This is a genomic window from Legionella gratiana, assembly GCF_001467695.1.
GTDB lineage: Bacteria > Pseudomonadota > Gammaproteobacteria > Legionellales > Legionellaceae > Legionella > Legionella gratiana.
Genome location: NZ_LNYE01000029.1, coordinates 133,862 through 152,409, shown reverse-complemented (window position 1 = coordinate 152,409; position 18,548 = coordinate 133,862). Strand labels below are relative to the sequence as shown.

Sequence of the window (18,548 nt, the reverse complement as noted above, 5' to 3'; positions counted from 1 at the left end):
TGTCTATTTATTAAAAAATCCTCTCTCACTTTGAGAGAGGATTTTTGAAATTAATCCCATTATGATACAAGTAAGCCATTTCTAGCCACTAGTATAAACGGTACCAAGAGGACCAGAAGTTTTACCGCCACTTGAGCCGAACATGGTTGTTCCTGTAATTCCTAAAATAGAAGGCAGGAACAATAAAGCAGCAGCGATAAACACTAAAGCAATTGGTGTTCCTATTGGAATTTGTGTTGGGTTATCTTTGTGCTGTTTAAATTTCATAATCGCACCAATAGAAAATCCCAAACCAGCTAAATAAGAACCAGCAGTGATTAATTTGGTCAAGTTTGTGAATGATGATGTAATTGTTGATGCCATATTACCTACACTCATAGCAGCTGCATCTTGGCTGACGAAAGCCAATATGCCCAAACAAACCATACTGGATAACCAATATTTATAACTTGACTTACTTATAACTTTACTTTTCACCATTTTTCTCCCCAATTTTAAATTTAAACCAAAAAAACAATTTAAATACAATTTGTATAATTAAGAACCATACAATGTATTAATAAACATTTGAATAGTACCTACTATATTAATTGCTAGTATTCCTCCAAAAACATGGATCAAACCCTTTCCAGTTCCCCCTGGTGGTTGTCCCTGTGAAGCAGAACGTGCAATCAACACCCACCCCCTTACAAAGGCAACTAAGCCAATGACTTGAATCATAATTGTCAGTGGTTTTCCAACGGCACTCCCAGTACCGAAAAGTGTATCTAAAGTTGGATTACTACCACCTGTTGGTGCATACTGAAGAACATTTGTATAACCAAATGTAGTTTGCATCATTGTTTCAAATGCAGATGGAAAATAAATAAACAATGCGCCAACGAACAAATAAATTACAGGTTCCTTGATACTCGTATTACTCGACATCATTGTTCGTGCTTCACCATATACTTTTAAACTATATATAGCCTTAAATAAAAAAGCACATCCAATTAGATAAGCCCCTCCTGTAATTAAACGCTCTACAGGTATTAAATTATTTGCAACATTAGCTAAAATATTTACTTGACTTGATATCCAACAAGATACTGATCCGCCTGTACATGTATCAGCCATACTCAACCTCAACTATCTTCTTGACTAAACCTAATTACTCGACCTGAGCTCGTTAACACTCGACCTTCTAAAGAATCGATTAGTTTAACTACCCCATATCCTTCGATTTTTGATCCTTCTCTTACTGTAAGTGTAGAACCATTTGTGCCAATTAGCCAAGCCCGACCAGGAATTACTGCATTAATATAATAAATTATTTGTGGTGCTGCTGGTTGGACATGAATTATCCTTTTGATTAATTTAGGTTTTGTACGTTCCATCAGCACATTAATTTCTTCAGATTGTTTTGCTACTTGATTGCTTAACTCACTAATCACTTGATTAAGTTTGGTAATTTGGGCACTTAGAGCATTAACATTATTATTTACATTGCCCACTTGTTGATTCACTGAGCTAACCTCAGATTGAACTGTTTGTTGTGTTGCTTCAATAGAGGCTACCTTTTGTTGTAACTCTTTGCTCTCCTGAACTACTGGTTGTTGTATTTGGGGTTGTATTGGTTGTATTGGTTCTTGTGGAATTTCAGTTTGAGGTGGCTGTTGAGGCTGAGGAGGAGGAGTCACTTCAGCTACAGGAGCAGGAGTGATGCTCGCATCTGTAGGAACATTATTTGTTTTTCCAAAAAACATCCCACCGATAAATTTATACATTAGCATAATAAATACAACAACACCTACCGCAATTAACGCATTGCGTTTAATGTTTTTCCTTGGCTCCATTCCGCCTTGCCCCGTGGGAGTAGAACTTTTGGGACTGTATTCAGTATTCTCAATAGACTCATTTTCTAGAGAATCTAGTTCAGCGAATTTATACTCATCATTTTGATCATTATCTGCCATTTTTACCCGCCATTAAATAGATTTTACGTCTTGAGTAAATAAAACCCCTACAGGAGTTCCTGAATAAACCTCGACGGTTGGAGGTGTATTAAATAACACTTGAGCTTGTTGCCCCCATGTCTTACCAACTGTTGCCAACCCAATTACAGCATTTTCCAAGGTAGAGCGACCAACACCATTCGCAATGGTCACATTATTTCCAGTACCTGTACCACCAATAGTCACTGTTGTATTCGCAGATTGGAATGCATTTCCAAATCCTTCTAAAAATGAGGAAGCGAATAGAGAACCATAACGTAATAAGTAATGATTATTTGTTCTACTAGAAAGAGCTGTTCTTGCTGTATTAGGATCAATTGCATAGGCAGAAATTGAAATCGTTTTTGGTGCCCCAGGAATTGACATTGTATTAAATGTAATAACCATTTTATTAGCATTTGAAGGCAAATTAAAACTACCGATTAACTTAGTACCTTTAAGTCGTCCTGAAATAATAGTGGCAAGAATAGGCCCAGGCTCATCGCTATTGACCGAAGTATCAATCACTGCAAAGAGCACATCACCAGTTTTAATCATATTTACTGTATTATTTGATATTACAGTTGTTGAAGACTGAGTGACGCTACCTGGTGCAGCAGAGGCTGCTGCAACAGCAACCGCCTTTTCTCCCATATTTCCTTCACTATAGGCTTGCGTAGCCACACCTTTCCAATCGTTTAACAATGCATTTGCTGCATTTAACATATCATTACTTTTCTGTGCAATTTTTTGTTGGTACTTTTGCTCTGCTGCCAATTGATTTTGTTTATTTAGTATCGCCTGTAACTGTTGATTGCTGGCATTGCTGCCTGGCGTTGTTGCTGCAGCTCCTTGTCCTACAGATGGTATACCACTGAGATCAAATGCGCCTTGCTGCAGATTTGGGGTGCCTAAACCAGCTACTTGTGAAGACAACCCAGAGTTTTGTATTTCAGAAGCACTAAATCCTGCATTTTTTAAGTCGTTAGCATTATACCCAGCATCAACCAAATCTTTAGCTCCAAAACCCGCAGCTTTTAGCTGTGCTGCACTAAAACCTGCATCTCTTAATTCTTTAGCACTAAACCCTGCATCTTTTAATTCTTTGGCATTAAATCCTGCATTTTTTAAATCTGTTGCACTAAATCCTGCATCCTTTAATTCTTTAGCGCTAAATCCTGCATTTTTCAAGTCTGTTGCACTGAATCCTGCATCTTTTAATTCTTTAGCACTATACCCAGCATCTTTTAATTCTTTAGCACTAAACCCTGCATCTTTTAATTCTTTAGCACTAAATCCAGCATCTTTTAATTCTTTAGCACTAAACCCTGCGTCTTTTAATTCTTTAGCACTAAACCCTGCATCTTTTAATTCTTTAGCGCTAAATCCTGCATCTTTCAAATCTTTGGCACTAAATCCTGCATTTTTTAATTCAGCAGCAGTAAAACCTGCTTCTTTAAGTTCTTTAGCTGTATATCCAGCGTCCTTTAATGCTTTTGCAGAGCATCCTAAAGTTTTCTTAATCGCTAGAGCACTAACTCCTGCAGCTCTTGCTCTTTTCAAAGATTCAACACTGCAATCTGCAATACGCCCAGCGGCAATTGTATCTGCTGGGGTCAATCCTGCATTCGCTAGATCCTTATTAGAAAATCCGCTTGAAAGCAATTGTGTTGGTGTAAATCCTGCATCAAGCAATGATTGGGCACCAAAACCTGCGTTCTTTAAATCTGCGGGGCTGAATCCTGCATCTTTCAAATCTTTGGCACTAAAACCCGCATTTTTTAAATCTGAGGCACTGAATCCTGCAGCTTTTAAATCCGCAGCACTAAACCCTGCTGCTTTTAAATCAGCTGGACTAAACCCTGCATTTTTTAAATCAGCCGCACTAAACCCTGCTGCTTTTAAATCTGCTGCACTAAATCCTGCTGCTTTTAACTGTGCTGCACTACATCCTGCATTTTGTCTAATCAGTGCCGCGCTGACTCCTGCTGCTCTTTCTCTTTTTAGAGTCTCAACATCGCAACCTGCATTCTTTATAGCATCAGGAGTAAATCCTGAAGGTAATTGTCCCTGTGCTGCATTGATATCTGCTGGAGAATAGCCTGCACCAGCAAGAGATTGTGGCGTAAAACCTGCATCTGATAAATCTCTAGCATTATATCCTGCTGCTTTTAGCGCTGCGGGAGTAAAACCAGCATTTTTCAAATCCTTAACACTAAATCCTGCATTTTTTAAATCCGCAGCACTAAACCCTGCATTTTTTAAATCTGCTGCACTGAATCCCGCATTTTTTAAGTCCGCGGGATTGAATCCTGCATTTTTTAAATCAGCGACAGTAAACCCAGCATTTTTTAAATCCGCAGCGCTAAATCCCGCATTTTTTAAATCAGCCGCACTAAATCCAGCATCTTTTAGGTCCGCCGGGCTAAATCCTGCATTTTTTAAGTCGGTCGCACTAAATCCTGCATTTTTTAAATCAGCGGCAGTAAAGCCTGCTGCTTTTAACTGCGCTGCACTACATCCCGCATAACGTGTAATGAGTTCCGCACTAACTCCTGCTGCCTTTTCTCTTCTTAAGGCATCCACATCACATCCTGCCTTCTTTACATCATCAGGAGTAATTCCTGGTGGTAATTGACCTTGCGCGGCATTGATGTCTGCTGGAGAATAACCTGTATTGGTAAGATCTTGTGGAGTATACCCCGCATTTAATAAATCTCTAGCAGTATATCCTGCTGCTTTTAAATCAGCGGGAGTAAATCCTGCGTTTTTCAGATCTTTGGCACTAAAACCTGCATTTTTTAAGTCAGAAGCAGTAAAGCCTAAAGCCTTTAAATCGGCCGCACTTAATCCTGCATTTTTTAAGTCTGCGGCAGTAAATCCTGCATTTTTTAAGTCTGTGGGACTAAAGCCAGCTGTTTTTAAATCAGCTGCACTAAATCCTGCTGCTTTTAAATCAGCTGGAGTAAATCCTGCATTTTTTAAATCTGTGGCACTAAACCCTGCATTTTTTAAATCAGCCGCACTAAACCCTGCATTTTTTAAATCAGCCGCACTAAACCCTGCCGCTTTTAAATCAGCTGCACTAAATCCTGCTGCTTTTAAATCAGCTGGACTAAACCCTGCATTTTTTAAATCAGCCGCACTAAATCCTGCATTTTTTAAATCAGCCGCACTAAATCCTGCTGCTTTTAACTGCGCTGCGCTACATCCTGCGTATTGTCTAATGAGTGCTGCACTAACCCCTACTGCCCTTTCCTTTTTTAAGGTCTCAACATCACATCCTGCTTTCTTTATATCATCAGGAGTAATTCCCGGTGGTAACAGACCCTGAGCTGCATTGATATCTGCAGGAGAATAACCTGCAGCCTGTAATTCGTCAGGAGTAAAACCTGCATTCCTCAGATCTCTTGCATTGAATCCTGCTGCTCTTAACTCTGCTGCAGTAAATCCTGCGTTTTTTAGATCTGCGGGACTAAATCCCGCTTCTTTTAAATCTGCTGCACTAAATCCTGCTGCTTTTAAGTCTGCAGCACTAAAACCTGCATCTTTTAGATCTTTAGGGCTAAAACCAGCGTTTCTTAAATCACTAGCGGTAAAACCAGCTGCTTTTAAAGCTGCGGCACTACACCCAGCATATTGTTTGATAAGCGCAGCACTAACCCCAGCTTCCCTTTCTTTTTTTAATGAATCAACATCACATCCCGCTTTTTTAATATCGTCAGGGGTAATTCCAGGTGGCAGTTCTGTCTCTGCTGCTTTAATATCAGCAGGAGAATAACCTAGGTTAGCTAGATCTTGTGGCGTATATCCAGCATTTAATAAATCTCTCGCAGTAAATCCTGCTGCCTTTAAATCTTCTGGAGAAAAACCTGCTCTTTTCAAATCTGCAGCACTAAATCCTGCATTTCGTAATTCTTTAGCAGTAAAACCCGCTGCTTTTAATTGTGCAGCACTACATCCACTAATACGTCGAATCGCAGAAGCAGTCACACCTGCCTTACGTAATTTAGTTAATGCATCAACACTACAACCCGCTTTTAAAACATCAGCAGCAGTAATTCCATTAGGTAAACCACTGGCTTTGGCGATTTCTTCTGGAGAATATCCTGCTCCTTTAAGTTCATCATCAGAAAAACCAGCATCTTTAAGTTCTTGAGCTGTGAATCCTGCATTACGCAGTTCACAAGCATTAAAACCACAATCCTTTAAGCGAGCAGCACTAAATCCTGCATCTTTAAGTTCTCTTGCATTATATCCTGCAGCTCTTAATTCTTTACAGGGACAAATTTGACCCAAATCTTTCAAACCATAACCATTATCTTTTAACTGAGCACAACTACATGCTGCCTTTAAGTCACTTAATTGAGCTCCTTGGCTTACAACCTGAGACATAGCGCTTTTAGAGCATCCACTGTTTTGTAATGTTTGCAACCAAAGGCTTTTTTGAGCACCCTCATCATTCTCTCTCGCTAAAGTGACAAAACCTACACCACCACTTTGTCCATCTTGTGAGCCAATTACCCCAACACCTTCACCCAATGCTTGAGTTCTAATGATTGTTGGAATAGCGCTCCCTCCAGATTTTTCTGCTTTTTGTGCCTGACTGATATTTTGCTCTTCCTGTAAACGAGCATATTGAGCTGTAGGATTAAGCACACCAGGAATTGATTGGATAGACCCTGGGGTATGACCAAGAGTTGCTGTTGCTGTTGGGCCCGAACCAGCTCCTCTTAATTTCACATACCCTATCACTACAGCTAAAATTAATAAAAATACTGTAAAAATAATAATAACCCGAGTACGCGTATTCGAAAAAAGCGATTTTAAATTTTCTTTTTTACCAGCCATTTATAACCCTTCTACCTTGAGCTGCATGACCTTCCCATGCCAGGAAACTAATAATACCGGAGATTTTTGCATTTCATATGCATGCGTTCCATCTGCACTGGTCATACTTGCTAACCAGCCCGGTGACAATATAGTAAGATTGGTTCTTACATACATTCTGTCGTTGGCTAACCAAGCACGTGCATCACCTCCTGTAATCACCAAACGCTTGCTTGCGGGAGGTGGCACACCATCTAAAACATGGAGAAGCAGTTCACTCGCGGAAGGAGGAATTCCTGTCTCTAAAGGCATAGTTTTAGCATTGGGCCCATAACCTTGCACACGTAAATCAACTCGATAATCTACTGCTTTTTGTCCCGGTATCAGTGTTAGCATTACTGGGGTATTTAAGCCTCGTAATCGAACAGCTAAATTTCCATAATTGTATGCTTTCATTGCCTGAATCATTAACGTATTACTGGTTTTATCCCATACAATATTGAATGCATTGGGATCGCCTAAATCATATGCTCCAATTGGCCAAGGTGCTCCTGAAGAATCAAGAAAAACTAATGAGGTAACAAATCCTTGTGCCAAACGAATCACAGGTGGCGTTGAACCTGGAGATAAATTAACAAATTGAGATGTTGCTGTAGGCTTCGGCGGCGTCCCAACGGGTGAAGACTTGGCGTATTCCATAGTATCATTCATTTGTTTTAATTGTACTACTTGCTCTGTGTTCAGCGGATACAAATTTTTTGTCATATCCCTAAATGCTTTATTATTGATTACCTCTTCATCATTTTGGCTTATAGCCTGTTGATTAGCAGCAGGTGGTTGAGGTTGATTCACTATATTTTGCGTTTGTTTAGGCGCTTTATAGAGATCATTAGCCAATGGAATAGGAATATTATTTTGATCTTGATTTTGTCCAGGCGCAGGGTTTGGAGTAGGTGTTGTATTTTGACCTGCTTGCATCGCCTGGTTTTGTCCCGCTGGTTGATTTTGTGACAAGCGTTGTTGCAACAAGCGTAGCTGTTGTAACGCTTGCTGGGCACTATCATCTTGCGCAAAAGATGAACCAATCATTGAGAAAGTTCCACAAAGTAAACAAAATTTTAAAAACCAATTCAGCTTGTTCATTAGGATACCCCACCTGCGGCAGGCCCGACTACAAATTGTGAGATACCAATTCCTCTAGGTGAATTTAAAGCTGAAACACGGGTAATTAACATAGTTACCACATTATTTTGCTGTGTAAATTCACTAGCGCTTTGGTAGGTTACTAATATAGGCATTTGTACCCGCCAAGAATAATTTCCATTTAACACACCTTTTTGCAATATAATAGGAGCGCGCGTTGCTACAGCAGATACAATAAGTTTTTTAGCTTTCACAGCATCTAAGTTATTTGATTGTTGCAATGCATTAAGAAATTGGTCCCAACCTTCAGGAGTAAAAAATCCAGAAGAAGCCTGCAATTCATCTCTATAATTAACGAAATTATAGGTAAAAGCCGCGATTGCAGCCTGATTTGCCCATTGTAATACCGCAGAATCTGATTGGTTAGGTTCATTTAAAGGAAAAAGTGGCGTAATCCGACCATTAATGCTTGTAGCAAAATATTTAGGAGCAGGTGGATGAGTAATCATATACACCAGCATAGAGGCCAGTATGATATTGACTATAAGAGCAATGAGCAACGCAAGAACCACCTTACGTTGGCTATCCTTATAAAAGGTATTTCTTAACGCAACAGTTGTCAAGGCATCTTCGGCCATAATATCCTCGTTTATCGCTTATTCTGGTATCAATTTATCCTCACTATCCGATGGCGGATCAGGAGGAAGTAATGCTTGTGCGGAATAATTAGGGGATAGCATCGGACTTAATTTTATAGGTGGCGCTATCCCACTCGTTGCATAAAAATCCCGTTCAGGTTCTGATAAGTACATATAAAGCAACGATAAACACAAAACGCAACTCAATATTAAAGAAACAATCAATGCAACTATACCCCGTCTATATACATTAACATCAAATCGTTTACTTTTCTTTATCAAATTCCAGGTTTCACGACTCATCGCATCCCCTATGCTACAGCTCGTCTAAAAGTAATTTCTACTCGAGCATTTACCGAGTTATCACCACCTTGGGTATATGCAATTATAGGTTTATCACTACCCAATCCTTGTGTAAATATAAAACGGCTATCTACACCTTGAGACCAGAGATATTCACTAACTACGCGTGATCGAGCTAGAGTTAATGCGTGCTCTCTTTGTGGTGATATATATTTATTACTGTAACTAGCTATATTAATTGCAATTTTGCGAAATTGCTTTAGGAAGACAGCTATTTCATTCAACAAAGCATAGGACTTCCATTTTAAATGGGGAGTTTCTGGTTCAAATAAATAACGTGCTGGGATACTAACCATGTAATCTTGGCCTATGGTGATTACTTTTACTCCTTTCCTATTTAAGTTTTTGGCGAGTTTCATAATGGAAGCATCACAAGCCCCTAAAACTTTACATGGGTACTTAGGCTCCTCTTTATCAAGAGCCCAATAATCACGGCTACAGGAGGTCGCCATTAATAAGGCAGTCAATCCAACAGCCCAGATTAGATTAATACGTACCACTCTCACTCGTTATCCTCATATTTCAAAATAATAATCCTAGATTCTGACTGTAGTTTTCTTACATTTTCTTCTTTTAGAAAAGTCTATAAATCATTACGTTACAATGAATTCAATAAAATATCTATTTTTTTAAAAATTTATTTATTGCTTTACATTTTTTTGAAAAAAAATAGATCCAAGTGCTTTGTTTTTTTTCAAAAAAATGAGAAAAATAGAACATCATTTTTAAAACCATTTTATTTATTAGAAAAAATAATCCTAGAAAAAGCAGTTGAGTTCGTTGCGAGCAAGCTAAGGATGCTGAAGATGGTGGATTTTTTTAAATTTTTTTGTGAACGCAGTAGTCACCACTACGGTGAACAAAAAAAATTAAAAAAATCCAGCAGATTCAGTGCTCTTAGCTCGCAGTAGGACTTAACTGCTTTTTCTAGGATAATAGAACTAACTGCTTTTCTAGGTATACTTCTAGGTAATAGCAGAATCGTTGATTTCAAGAAAATAGATTTAGCCATGGAAAACATGGCTAAAATGCGATAAACAAAAGATTGAACATTAAGTTAATTCTTCGTCAGCTTTTTGATTTGCTCTTTGGCGTTCACTCACAATTTTTTCAGTTAATGACTTCACTATATCAGTTAACTCATCTGGTGCAATAAAATCTCTTTCTTCAGGTGGATAGCTGGTTGCTAATTGGAAATCCTTAATCAGTTCATTAGAGACTGTACCTGCGTATTTATCTTTAGCTCCAGCCAAACGCTCAATATGCATCATCTGATTGCGTGTTTCATTGATAGGTAATAAAGCCTCGGAAAATGCGTTCTTATCACTTACCAAAATTGGTGGGTCATTTGGATTTACTCGCAAAGGACTAAAGATTGTTAATACTCCTTCGATCTCCTCTTCAATCAAGTCTTCAACAGGCTCAGGTTCGTTATAGCTATGGAATGCAATTAAAGCAGATACACCACGCTCTATAGGCTCTTCTACAACTGACTCGCGCAATAGTTTACTAATAAGAGTTATTTCCTCATTTTCTACTTGCTTATCAATTGACAGATCACCACTATCCAAAATTTCCTGGAAGGAGGTTAATTGTTTTTGTAATTTCATTAAGTAATCATCTGGTGGAGACTCTACTTTCAAAAATTGATTTATTTTTAATTGCTTAACCGGCTTTGGATTTGCATAAAACATTCGTGCACGCACTATTTTTGATTTGAAAAATATATGTGACTCGCCCTCTGTTTGCTCCTTTAAATCCAGTAAGTCCACACGAGCTCTCTTTTCAAATGAAGAGCTTTTGCTGTCCATATAAGTATTCGCCATACTCGTATCTTTAGCTTGGAAGGAATCTACTTTAGTTACGTAGGCCTCACCAGCCGTCTTTGTAAAGAAGTCCCATGTTTCCGTAGGATCTTCCAATTTCATACATATTTTAATGTTTGTGTTTGCACCAATTGATGCAGCCTCTTCTTTAGATGCCTTTTGGAATGCTGGTAAATCTTGTCCTGCAAAAATTGCTGAGAACCCAAGAGAACGAGCTTGTGCAGGTACTACTGCAAAACCTTGAACCGCATAATACCCATACTCATCAAGAATACACATGTAAGGAGTTGGAGCATTTGTTGGTTTTCTTAAAATTACATCCCGATAATCTCCCTCAACATCTTCTCCCAAACCTGCTGCCATCATTGCCTTTAATGAAGAAACAATAATTTTACCTAAGTTGGATAACTCATCAGGAGATTTTTCCAATGCAGGTAATAGCACAACTAATATTCTTCGATTCAATACTACATCTTTAAAATCCACTTCGGCTAGATTAGTACGAACAATATGGCCGTAGGTATCTGCCAAGGATGAAAACGCCCTTACCAGCTGCATCGTGATAAAACCATGTTGCTCCAAAACTTGCGACACTTGCTTTCCTTTTTTCTCCTTATTATAGCCTGGCAAGGTACCTAAATAGTTACGTAAAGGGTCTGTAACCAATTTTGGAATCGACTCAATGTTCACACTTTCCTGATTATCACGTGGGAAAATTTTATCAACGACTATGGTTTCTAATCGAACTAAATCAAAGTAGTTACGGATAGTATCCGCATCAAGAAGTATTGCTCCCTCATCACGCATATAAACCAGAAGACGCATCAACGCTTCGACGAAGGCAATCGCACGGCCCTTCCACATGTCTCCGTCTCCCCCTCCTTTGGAATCCCCCATCAAACTTACTACAAGTTGGGTTAACATACTGGAAGAACCTTGAGAAAAAGGATTAAACGTATTAGACAGTCTTTTTTCTTGTGGACCGATAATATCTCGCGCACCAGTCATGAAATTAATCAACAATAAATCATCTTCACGCCCCATACTTCTGACCATAGAAAAAACTTTAGCATAGAGTGAGTTATCACCTTTACCATCCACATAAATAAAACCACTGGCTTGTACCAAAGCATTAAAAGCAATAGAAACCAAACATTCTGTTTTACCACTACCTGTAGAACCAAAAATTAATGCATGTGTACGCATATCATCGTTAGCAAACCATAATTCATGACCTGTTTTACGGTCATTACCAAAAAAAGTTATACCGCGTGCTATATTGGGTTGGTTAATACCAGGCTTCATATCGTTGTAATCTTTTACGCGAGAAACCTGGGGAAGACGAAAGGGTAGACCTTGTTTCCGCGTAAAGCTGAAAAGAAAACAAGCGCCTCCAACAAGCATCAAAAAAGTTGCTGCTTCCGAAAAATAATAAGCCATTGCTGATAAGGTAAAAAGTACAATCGAAATATTTGTAGGATCACCAAAGAAATCTGACAGCCGTTGTGTCAGAGTACGAGTATCCCTAAGTAATAAAGTAGGATCTAACTCATGACGAGATTCAATACCGCGCATCATGGTTCTAATTCCTCCATTTGTCGAGGTGTTAACTTAACTTCTTTTATGGCAACTTCTAAGGCTTTTATTGCTTCATCTATCATCGGAACCAAAGAACGACGCCCCATTTCTTTCTCTGCTTTCCAATGAGCAAAAGGTCCTGCAACTTCTGCGTAGGGTGTTTGTCTACCAACACAATTAAGCATATACCATAAGCGTCTATCTATAGGTTTTAACCATAAAAACTCTGAAGCAGGCACTACTCCATCCAATCGAGCTTTCTCAAGTAATGAAGCTATTACACTTAAAGTATAGGCATGTTTTGCAGTAACTTCCTGCACTAATTCTGTGTTTTTATATTTTTCGATTACTGGTCTTGCAACAAAAAAATCAGGTTTACCAGCAACATAAGTTCTGTCTATAGTTGCTAAAATATTATTGGCAGCATCCCTATCTCGATTTATTCGGGCAATAAAAACAGCTGCTAATGCATACGCCTGTGGGGAGCAATGCTCAAAACCATCCCAATACGGGCCTAATTGTAGCGTAAAAACACGTTTTGCATCTCCTCTACGAATACCTGCAGTCATTTCTTGTCCAGGTACCGGATTATCTAATAAAGCATCTTCTTTTTTTAGTAAATTGTATTTACGAGCAAACTCCATTGGAGTCATAGCCATCGCCCAAGGGCCTTTATTCACATCTTGGCTTACTAAATCCTCTTTAACAATAGGCATAATTGCAGGCCAATTGAACTGCTCTTGCTCACACAGTTTTTTCATATTATAAGTTTTTCGGAATTTTAAAGTAATATTTGAGCGGTAAAGAATAACAGCTAAAGAAAGAAGCACAACAACTACAGGATAACGCATAAAATTACCAACTTCCTGCGTCGTAGCCACTAACTGCCCCCAATCCACAGCATTAGGATCGACTGTTTGCATCAGATAAATCAACTCAGACAACTGCTCGTTATGAACAAACAGATTAACCAATTTTGCTTGCCAGATATTCACTTGGAAAACAAAAATTACAATATACTGATGCCCCGTTTTCCAAATTAGATATCCAGTTATAAACACAAGGACCATGATCCAAATTGGAGCCATGGAATTATCAGAACCTTGTTGTTGACCACCTTGTTGTGCCATTAATAATTATTTTAAAAGTTCACTTATTTTAAGTATATACTGCTCTAGGCTAATTTTGCGAGAGATGGCAGAGGATTATTTGCTTCTTCTAACTACGAATTGAACCATTAAAATAAGATTAATGTTCTTTAATCAAACGACCACGGCTGTATTGGTAAACACCACTTATATGAACAAAGCGGCTAATATTTTCTAAGTGCAACGTTTTGTCTTTGAGGGTTAATAGAGTATTACCAAGCTTATCAACAATTGCTTTATCGGGATGGAGGGGAATAATATCCGTAGAATTAATATAAATAGCTACATAAGCTTCATTTTGCTTATTTTCTTTAGTTTTTAATAATGCTTGCACTTGTTCTTCTTCTGCATATATTGGCCTAGAAATCATTTGGCGGGGTAAATTAACGATAATTCTTTCCCAAGATTGAATATTGGAACCATCTGCTGAATATAAAGAAATAAAGATCTCTTTTTGATTACTTCTTAAAGCGAGTCGATGTGCTAAAAAAGCATCTGTTATGACTTGTTCTCTACTACGCGCACTGGCTTTTTTTGCAAAATTATCCCGAATTTCATTCAAATTCTTACCAATAGCCCGTAAAAAATTAGACTTCTCCCAAGGTCCATTTTTAATGGCCTCATCCAAAGCTTCAAGAATGGCTTTATTTTGCTCATCATTGAGTAGATCTTTCATACATCAAACGTAACCCTATAAACTATAATCATTGTAAAATTATAACAGCAAATTATTATTTATTGTTTTAAAAAGAGAAAATCGTAATAAATTTATAAATTTCTATTACGAAAAAAGGAAACGATGAACGCTACTCAAAAATTACATTGGGCGTGGAGATTGACTTAATTGAGCATTGGTTAGTACTTCTTGACGACACTTTTCTAACTGTTGAATTGCGTTTTCACAATCAGCAACTTCTGCAGTATTTTGACTTTGCATTTTCACTTTCATTATTTGAGTAACTCTTTTCTCCAACGCTTCAAGAGTACCTGCTAAATATGCGGCATCTTCGGTAGTCGCCTTTTCATTATCAGTCGCATGTCCTGTATTTGAAGACGGACTAAAAAAACCCTTCGAATATGCCATCGTACTACCCCCCCAACACATAAATCTTAATTTATTTAAGACTAACAGAAGAAATATCTAAATAAATTTAATACTCCAATTTCTTTCGATTTCTTTACAATAAATCTAAAAACGCCTAATCATACATTAACTCATCTAACGGGGTATAATCACGACTCGGCCCACCTTGAATTAACTCATTCACTACATCAGTCATACACAACAAACGCAAAACATTCGGTGTAACTTCATCAAAAACAACTCTCAATCCTAATAAAGCGCCCTCTGCTTCATCAAATGAAGCTCCTAAGCCATAACCTAAGCATAAAGAACATAATTGATCAGCCCGCTTCGCAATTGCTGGTAACAGCCCGGTATCCGCAAAAACCTCTTCAAAACTTACAAATCGATCATTAAGATAAAATTTAGCATTTAAACCTTTAGCAATTATAACCATACATTTACTAATATCCTTTTCCATAACTAATTATCGCCACCAAGGTTGTGAAGATTTTAGAGAGCCTGCTAAGAAACTTCTTATCCATCGTAAAAAAACAGGTACAGTGAAGCCGTAGTGTTCAATAATACCAAACAACACCGCGGAAACCAAAACAAATATACCTGTCCATACTCTAATATGCATTAGAAATAAAAAGAGCGGGAACGCCGCACGCGCATCAACTATAAAAAAACGTGCGCTTCGTGCAGAATCTCTCCAATGTGCTGTCTCAGCAAAGCCCCCTGCCATACTCAATGCCTCAAAAAAATTGTTATCCTTTAGAAAAAGTATATACCCAAAAAAAAGGATTAGCACCTTTATTTTAGTACTATTTGTAGATAACTTGATATCAAGATTATGGCCCTTTCCAATGTTTTAGAAAGGGCTTTGATAGGTAGAATTACTTACGGATGATGACTGCTTAATGGATGACTGCGTAATAATATGATTAAGAATTCAGCTCTTATCCATCGGCGAATATCCTTTAGAAAAAGTTGCTCCTAAAATATTAGTAAGAACTTCATCCATTTTAGGTTTCTTAGATGGTTTTAATTGAGGTACAGCAAAACCTTCTCCTGGCTCTCCTGATTTCTGTTCCAAAACCTCCTCGGAACGAGGCTCATTTTGTCCAACAGCAAGTTTTCCTAACATTGTAGAAGTGCTGTTTTTACTCATCTGAACTCCTCTTATCACACTGATAACTATAAATTAGCATAAACAACTTAAGGAATTATTAAGACAATTAAATATTTATAAAAAATACTATTGAGTAGTCTGTGTATTTTCGTTATGTTAAAACAACCTATAGAAAATAGGTTCAATTGTCATTTATGGACGAATGCATTGCTCAACTAACAATAGAGCCCTTGCCTAGCCCGTAGATTTTGCTTTAGAACACGATATCTCTGTTTCAAGGATAAAGAGAATTTACACGATAAATACGCACACTGAAACAGAGATTTCGCAGTAATCAAGCAAAGATACAGCTGATGCAAAAGCTCTAATTTAAAAATTGAAGCGATTGAGAAACCATAGAGTCTCTATGAAATAGAGCTCTAGTTAAGGAGGAAATATGGCTAGAGGTGAAGTGAAGTGGTTTAATAATGCTAAGGGCTGGGGCTTTATTATCCCAGAAAATGGTGGTGATGATATTTTTGTCCATTTTTCATCAATTCATGGTATAGGTTATAAAACATTAGCTCCAGGACAAATGGTCAACTATGATGTAGAGCAAGGTGATAAAGGTTTACATGCGACTAATGTTCTTGTGCTTAATGAAACCGCTGATGCTGAAATAGCTTGATTAAGTTAACGCAGTATCCTATGGTGCTGCGTCCATAAATCGCAACTTAGTTAAATATTAGACAATTAATGCATTAAAATCTGTCTTCCTGTATGATTGCTTAATTTATTTGAAAGCTAGATATATTGTGAAGCGTGGTTTGTTACTTATTAACCTTGGGACCCCTAAAAGCACAGATATTCTATCTGTCTGGAGCTATTTATGCGAGTTTCTCACTGATAAGCGTGTTATCGATCTACCTCCTTTGCTTCGTTACGTGTTAGTTTACGCTTTTATCTTACCACTTCGCTCAAAACGATCTGCCCGTGCTTATCAATCAATTTGGACGGAACAAGGCTCGCCTTTATTATTCCATAGTCAAAATTTAATGACACAAGTACAAAATGCGGTTGGAGCAGACTGTAAAATTGTACTAGGAATGCGCTACGGAGAGCCCTCTATCAAGGTTGCATTAGACCAATTAAAAGACTGCGGATCCATTACAATTTTGCCTTTGTACCCGCAGTACTCCTCAGCAGCTAGTGGTTCAGCAATTGCGGAAGTCTTTCGAATTATCAGCTCCTGGGATCTAATTCCCTCAATTACAATTATTCGTGATTTTTTTCAACATCCAGCCTACATCAAAGCTCAAGCGAGAATCATTAAAGCACATTTTAATGAGCAAACTCATGTTCTTTTTAGCTATCATGGGATTCCTGAACGACAAATCACTAAAAACAACTGTAAATCAATTTGTAGCAAACCATGTCCTACATCAAGGAAAAACATTCAAGAATGTTATAGAGCGCATTGTTATCAGAGCAGTCAATTATTGGCCAAAGAATTGGCATTATCGACCAATCGTTACAGTACAGCATTCCAATCAAGGTTAGGAAAAACTCCTTGGATAAAACCCTATACTGATGAAACTCTAGCTGAACTAATTGCTAAAGGTATTAAAAAACTCATGATAGTTTGTCCATCTTTTGTGGCTGATTGCTTGGAAACTTTAGAAGAAATAGGAGTCAGAGCGAAACAACAATGGATGGCACTGGGCGGTGAAGAGTTAATTGTTACACCATCCATGAATACTGATCCAATGTGGGTAAACGCTATTGTTGAAATAACGCACATGCAACCTAATTCCAACATAGGAGCACCTTGTGAATCCACGATTAATTCGTAACATTCTCTCTTCAAAATTTATAATTATTGGATTATTAGGCACGGTGCTTATCCTCTTAGGCGTTTACCTTCTCATTTATTACCCTAGACCAAAACTTAACTCCTCTTCCCCTAAAATAGTTGAAGTTACCACGGTGACTCCAACTACTATTGAAAAAACAATAAAACTTATAGGAACTATTCGTCCCAGACATGCAACTATTCTTATTGCTAAAGGATCTGGAATGCTTGATACACTCATGACTTCAGGTCAAACTGTTCGAAAAGGTGACTTAATTGCAAAAATTACCAATCCAGATATTGAAAAAAGTTATCAACTTTCCAAGGAAACAGAACAATTAGAAAATATTCAATATCAACGTCTCAAAAGCTTACAAAAAACGGGCTTTGTTAGTGCACGAGAAGTAGAGGAGAAAAAAAGAATCTGGATTGATGCACAAAGAGAAAAAGCTAAAACTAAAATTGAGCTAAAAAATATGCGGTTTTATGCTCCATTTAATGGCGTGATTGGGGCGTTTAAAATCAAAGAAGGAGCTCAAGTGACTGAAGGTGCGCCAGTAGTAACCATTTATGACCCTAATTCTTTAATCGTCGAAATAGATGTCCCTTGTACTAATAATAATTCAATTGAAGAAAATCAACCCATTTATATATTTAATCAACTTTATCATTTAAGCCACGTACAAAAAATGATCGATGATGAAACGCACATGTGCCCTGCAGATGTAGAAATACAATGCACTCATTGTTTAGTAGGAACCAATGTGACTGGACAGCTTGTGGTAAATAAAAAAATAGATACATTAGTTATTCCTACACAAGCTCTATTTTTAAAGAAAGGTAAAACACATATTTATAAAGTGATTAATAATAAAATAGAACTTGTTGCGGTCAAAACAGGCTTACAAGAAAAAGAGAACGTAGAAATTATTTCAGGTTTACGACCTGGAGACCAAATAGTAAGTAAAAGTCCAGAGCGATTATATCCCGGAATGGATGTCTTAATTTACAAAGGCTAAA

General features: G+C 37.8%; 18 protein-coding genes. 3 read left to right on the top strand and 15 right to left on the bottom strand.

Translation table 11 applies throughout. From position 1 onward, the window contains the following. Window positions 1-81 precede the first annotated feature (81 nt). The 15 genes from Lgra_RS13650 to Lgra_RS13580 all read right to left on the bottom strand — a co-directional run bounded on the left by Lgra_RS13650 (window position 82) and on the right by Lgra_RS13580 (window position 15,736). Window positions 82-477, bottom strand: a complete 396-nt coding sequence (locus Lgra_RS13650) for a type IV secretion protein IcmD (RefSeq protein WP_115385474.1) — start codon at window positions 475-477, stop codon at window positions 82-84. Between the two features lie 60 nt (window positions 478-537). Continuing rightward, window positions 538-1,116 (bottom strand): hypothetical protein, encoded by a 579-nt coding sequence (locus Lgra_RS13645; RefSeq protein ID WP_058499822.1) that lies wholly within the window; start codon window positions 1,114-1,116, stop codon window positions 538-540. 8 nt (window positions 1,117-1,124) lie between these two features. Beyond that, window positions 1,125-1,955: a type IVB secretion system protein IcmG/DotF gene (icmG, locus tag Lgra_RS13640; protein WP_058499821.1), complete on the bottom strand. Its 831-nt coding sequence runs from the start codon at window positions 1,953-1,955 to the stop codon at window positions 1,125-1,127. A gap of 12 nt (window positions 1,956-1,967) precedes the next feature. After that, entirely contained in the window at window positions 1,968-6,824 is a 4,857-nt protein-coding gene (gene dotG, locus Lgra_RS13635; protein ID WP_058499820.1) for a type IVB secretion system protein DotG/IcmE, read from the bottom strand. Beyond that, window positions 6,825-7,946: a DotH/IcmK family type IV secretion protein gene (locus tag Lgra_RS13630; protein ID WP_058499819.1), complete on the bottom strand. Its 1,122-nt coding sequence runs from the start codon at window positions 7,944-7,946 to the stop codon at window positions 6,825-6,827. Beyond that, the gene (locus Lgra_RS13625; RefSeq protein ID WP_058499818.1) at window positions 7,946-8,584 is read right to left on the bottom strand and encodes a type IVB secretion system apparatus protein IcmL/DotI; all 639 of its coding nucleotides are present in this window, start codon (window positions 8,582-8,584) and stop codon (window positions 7,946-7,948) included. The genes Lgra_RS13630 and Lgra_RS13625 overlap by 1 nt, the downstream gene beginning before the upstream one ends. Before the next feature lie 18 nt (window positions 8,585-8,602). Beyond that, entirely contained in the window at window positions 8,603-8,887 is a 285-nt protein-coding gene (icmM, locus tag Lgra_RS13620; protein WP_058499817.1) for a type IVB secretion system protein IcmM/DotJ, read from the bottom strand. Between the two features lie 8 nt (window positions 8,888-8,895). Next, complete coding sequence (icmN, locus tag Lgra_RS13615; protein ID WP_058499816.1) at window positions 8,896-9,453, bottom strand: type IVB secretion system protein IcmN/DotK; 558 nt, start codon at window positions 9,451-9,453, stop codon at window positions 8,896-8,898. Window positions 9,454-9,999: 546 nt separating this feature from the next. Next, on the bottom strand, window positions 10,000-12,351 hold the full coding sequence (locus Lgra_RS13610; RefSeq protein ID WP_058499815.1) for a TraM recognition domain-containing protein: 2,352 nt from the start codon (window positions 12,349-12,351) through the stop codon (window positions 10,000-10,002). Then, on the bottom strand, window positions 12,348-13,481 hold the full coding sequence (gene icmP, locus Lgra_RS13605; protein WP_058499814.1) for a type IVB secretion system coupling complex protein DotM/IcmP: 1,134 nt from the start codon (window positions 13,479-13,481) through the stop codon (window positions 12,348-12,350). The genes Lgra_RS13610 and icmP overlap by 4 nt, the downstream gene beginning before the upstream one ends. Window positions 13,482-13,599: 118 nt before the next feature. Beyond that, on the bottom strand, window positions 13,600-14,175 hold the full coding sequence (icmQ, locus tag Lgra_RS13600) for a Dot/Icm secretion system protein IcmQ (RefSeq protein ID WP_058499813.1): 576 nt from the start codon (window positions 14,173-14,175) through the stop codon (window positions 13,600-13,602). 141 nt (window positions 14,176-14,316) lie between these two features. Further along, window positions 14,317-14,583: a hypothetical protein gene (locus Lgra_RS13595; RefSeq protein WP_058499812.1), complete on the bottom strand. Its 267-nt coding sequence runs from the start codon at window positions 14,581-14,583 to the stop codon at window positions 14,317-14,319. A gap of 115 nt (window positions 14,584-14,698) precedes the next feature. Next, the gene (locus Lgra_RS13590; RefSeq protein WP_058499811.1) at window positions 14,699-15,043 is read right to left on the bottom strand and encodes a type IV secretion IcmS family protein; all 345 of its coding nucleotides are present in this window, start codon (window positions 15,041-15,043) and stop codon (window positions 14,699-14,701) included. 6 nt (window positions 15,044-15,049) lie between these two features. Further along, complete coding sequence (gene icmT / locus Lgra_RS13585) at window positions 15,050-15,310, bottom strand: IcmT/TraK family protein (protein ID WP_058465177.1); 261 nt, start codon at window positions 15,308-15,310, stop codon at window positions 15,050-15,052. Between the two features lie 207 nt (window positions 15,311-15,517). Next, entirely contained in the window at window positions 15,518-15,736 is a 219-nt protein-coding gene (locus Lgra_RS13580) for a hypothetical protein (RefSeq protein WP_058499810.1), read from the bottom strand. Window positions 15,737-16,133: 397 nt separating this feature from the next. Here Lgra_RS13580 and Lgra_RS13575 point away from each other — a divergent pair, with 397 nt between their 5' ends. The 3 genes from Lgra_RS13575 (at window position 16,134) to Lgra_RS13565 (ending at window position 18,547) form a co-directional block, all read left to right on the top strand. Continuing rightward, on the top strand, window positions 16,134-16,364 hold the full coding sequence (locus tag Lgra_RS13575) for a cold-shock protein (RefSeq protein ID WP_058499809.1): 231 nt from the start codon (window positions 16,134-16,136) through the stop codon (window positions 16,362-16,364). 127 nt (window positions 16,365-16,491) lie between these two features. Continuing rightward, window positions 16,492-17,529, top strand: a complete 1,038-nt coding sequence (gene hemH, locus Lgra_RS13570; RefSeq protein ID WP_058499808.1) for a ferrochelatase — start codon at window positions 16,492-16,494, stop codon at window positions 17,527-17,529. After that, window positions 17,507-18,547, top strand: a complete 1,041-nt coding sequence (locus tag Lgra_RS13565) for an efflux RND transporter periplasmic adaptor subunit (RefSeq protein ID WP_058499807.1) — start codon at window positions 17,507-17,509, stop codon at window positions 18,545-18,547. The genes hemH and Lgra_RS13565 overlap by 23 nt, the downstream gene beginning before the upstream one ends. The last annotated feature ends 1 nt before the right edge of the window (window position 18,548 follow it).